Origin of the sequence: Candidatus Magnetobacterium casense (assembly GCF_019173545.1) — a bacterium.
Taxonomy (GTDB): domain Bacteria; phylum Nitrospirota; class Thermodesulfovibrionia; order Thermodesulfovibrionales; family Magnetobacteriaceae; genus Magnetobacterium; species Magnetobacterium cryptolimnobacter.
This window is the reverse complement of the sequence record NZ_JABXWD010000635.1, coordinates 1-1496: the sequence shown is the minus strand read 5'-3', so window position 1 is coordinate 1496 and position 1496 is coordinate 1. Positions and strand designations below refer to the sequence as shown.

The window sequence follows — 1496 nt, the reverse complement described above, 5'->3', positions numbered from 1 at the left end:
TTGCAGGGGAGGTCAAGGAGGGGGCGGAGCCGCCCTTCTTGTAGGGGGTAGGGGGCGAAGCCCCCATTCTTTCTTTGACGAAGCCACCAACTACTTTCTTATGCACCCGGGCAATTCGGTCTCTTGACAAATCAACGCCATAAGTTTTACTATCCTGAGAGGATGAAAAGAATTCCGATAATACTCTTTATGCTTATAGCCTTGCAGTTGGCAAGCTGTGCCAAGAAGGACAATCAAGTGCAGCCGGATGTTATCAAGGTAGGCGTGGTGGCAGAGCTGACGGGTGACATCCCTGCGGTGGGTGCATCGTGCAAGAGTGCGGCAGAGATGGCGGTTGCAGCGGTCAATGACGCCGGCGGGATATCCGTTGGTGGTAAAAAGTACAAGGTGCAGATGTTTATCGAGGACAACGCCGGCAGGGCCGAGCAGTCTGCATCAGCCGTGCAAAAGCTCATCACGCAGCGCGGTGTTGTTGCCATCATAGGGCCTAATTCAAGCACCGGGGCAATACCGGCAGCCGAAATAGCCGAGGCCTCAAAGGTCACACTCATCACCCCGTGGTCAACCAACCCAAAGACAACCCTTGATTCCAGGACCGGCAAGCACAAGCAATACGTCTTTCGGGCCTGCTACCTGGATACGTTCCAGGGACAGGTGCTTGCCTCCTTTGCACGTGATGGCCTCAAGGCAAAGACGGCAGCCGTGCTCTTTGACGTGGCGGCAGAGGCGCTCAAGGGACAGGCCGAGGTCTTTAAGGGATCGTTTGAACAAAAAGGTGGCAAAATCACTGCCTATGAGACATACTCAACCGGAGACAGGGACTTTTCGGCACAACTGACCAAGATCAAACAGGACGCCCCGGATGTGTTGTTTCTGCCTGCATATTATAGCGATGTCCCGTTGGTGGTGCAACAGGCACACAGATTGGGATTGTCGATGCCGTTTCTGGGAAGCGATGCCTGGGCAAGCTCCGAACTTACAAAGCTGTGCGCGGCAGACTGCGATGGCTACTTCTTTAGCAGTCACTACCTGTCGGAGTCAACGTCTGATATTTCCCAGCGGTTTGTCAAGGCATACAACGCTCTCTACAAGCAGGCCCCCGATGACGTGGCTGCCCTGACATACGATGCCTTTGGTGTCCTCTTCCAGGCGCTGGGCAAGCTCCAGAGGGTCGATTCCGAGTCGGTCAGAAACGCCTTGGCCTCTACGACTCAGTACGCGGGGGTCACCGGTAACATCAGGTACGTTGAAGGCTCGGGCGACCCTATTAAGGGTGCTGTCATGTTACAGATAAAAGACGGTAAATTCCAGTGGCACTCGCAGGCAAATCCGTAGGCAATGATAACATACTTCGATTGGATTAAATACAAGACATAGGCATTTTTATGGGGTCAAGGGGGCTGGCCCCCTTGCAGGGGGTTCTGAAGGGGGGCGGAGCCGCCCCTTTCTTTCCTTCTTCTTAGGGGGGTGAACTATTACGATCATAGTTATCCGTT

At 54.1% G+C, this 1496-nt stretch carries 1 protein-coding gene; it reads left to right on the top strand.

The features are described from left to right. The first annotated feature begins 162 nt into the window (after window positions 1-162). Window positions 163-1335, top strand: coding sequence for an ABC transporter substrate-binding protein (locus tag HWQ67_RS18295; protein WP_218254131.1), 1173 nt, complete (start codon window positions 163-165; stop codon window positions 1333-1335). Window positions 1336-1496 lie beyond the last annotated feature (161 nt).